The 1,444-nt window shown below is 52.2% G+C and carries 1 protein-coding gene; it reads right to left on the bottom strand.

The features are described 5' to 3' along the window. Window positions 1–895 precede the first annotated feature (895 nt). Window positions 896–1,159 carry a DUF7389 domain-containing protein gene (locus tag AUR66_RS12765; RefSeq protein ID WP_058572734.1) on the bottom strand — a complete coding sequence of 88 codons (264 nt, stop codon included), beginning with the start codon at window positions 1,157–1,159 and terminating at the stop codon, window positions 896–898. Window positions 1,160–1,444: the final 285 nt, after the last annotated feature.

The raw sequence follows: 1,444 nt of genomic DNA, 5'->3' as shown, positions 1-1,444 counted from the left end.
GCTCTATTGAAATCCTCAGCCGCTGATAGTTTGCTGAGGCCGTGCTGAATACAGCGCGCGTATCGGTCAACGGTTCCGCGCTCGACGTGACCGAACTGAATCGCTACGTACAGGTCTTCTACTTAGCGGCTATTTCATTTGGAGCTTCACAGAACCAAACTACGTATTGTACTTCGTTCCAATTAGAGGCCATCCAGAAGACATATAACTTCAGTTGAAATGAAATGAATATGTCAACAGGTGGGGCACCGGGGTTCGTTACAACTCTCCCTCTCGTGGCACTTGTCGGTCTCTTCGGTAGTTCAGCAACAATCGCCTACTGTATCCGAGTACTTGCCTCCCGTTACGATACAACGGCACCGTTTTCAACAGGAGGTCTCACGCTCATCTGCGTATTGGGACAAGTAGCGGTTCTCTTCACCGCAGGAACTGTCCTCGCTGTAATTGGGGGAGTTCCAGCAAGTCCCTCCTTCTTCGGTCCTGCAGTCCCGATACTCTTGTTTGGCTATGGACTCCCTCTCACAGTTATTGCAGTTCTATTCGGGAGAACAATCAAGTGGCGCAGTCAAGATGAATTGGCACGTCGATTCATACATGGTTCAAGTATCGTATTCGCACTCATCCATCTGCTAACAGTCCCTACCGTTTGGGCCACATTCGTTCTAATTGAACTGTTAATTCACAGTACTTGAGAGTACATTTCTGTTATCAGTTCTCGCGGTGACTGTGAGGTTGCTAAGTTCGCAGTCCTATTGAGCGGTTGGTTCAGCGTTGACGGGACGGAATAAACGAATCCTCCGTGCTGAATGCACCCTCTATATTCAGCACGCGGCATCTGTCAGGGCCTGAGGGATTCAACAGATCCTCTGCGGCCCCAAAAAAATCTCTGAGTGCCCTATTCTGTCACGTCCTCGGGTTGAATCTGCCGAACGTCCTCGGCGAGGTCGTGCAGATACGCCCGCAGCGTGTCCATGTCCTCGCGAGCCTCTGCAAGCGTTTGTGCTTTGACTTTGGCCGTCAGCTCGTCTTGGTCTCTCGTCGCCGTTCCACGCTTCAGTTTCACCGTCAATGAGACACCAACATCGCTGCGCTCGACGTATTCCGTCTGGGTTGCTTCCTCTCGATTCGATTCCGTCGCTGTTGGGTTGTCGTCAGTCATTGGTCTACTACGAGGGTTCTCTGTCCCCCGCACCCCTCTGGGGGTGAAAAAATTCACTCGGGACTCACCGAGTCAGTAGGTCCGTCATCTTCTTAACCAACAAAAACGGCGGTGGTCGCGCTCTGTTGGTTAATACCATGGTCCTGGTCTATCGGGCAATTCCAGGCTTAGTAGTGGACGTCCGCCGGGATAATCCACATCTGCTCGTCGGACTCGAGGACACGATCGAGCTGGCCGCGATGACGAATCGCACTGCCGTACTCATCGTACAAGAAGAGCGACGGC

It is taken from the genome of Haloferax profundi (assembly GCF_001469865.1).
In the GTDB taxonomy this organism is placed as follows: domain Archaea; phylum Halobacteriota; class Halobacteria; order Halobacteriales; family Haloferacaceae; genus Haloferax; species Haloferax profundi.
The sequence above is the reverse complement of the archived record's forward strand: the minus strand, read 5'-3'. Positions and strand labels throughout refer to the sequence as shown.

Bases quoted from the DNA above. Each gene is read 5' to 3' on its own strand.
- AUR66_RS12765 (WP_058572734.1), bottom strand. From the start codon at position 1,159: ATGACTGACGACAACCCAACAGCGACGGAATCGAATCGAGAGGAAGCA.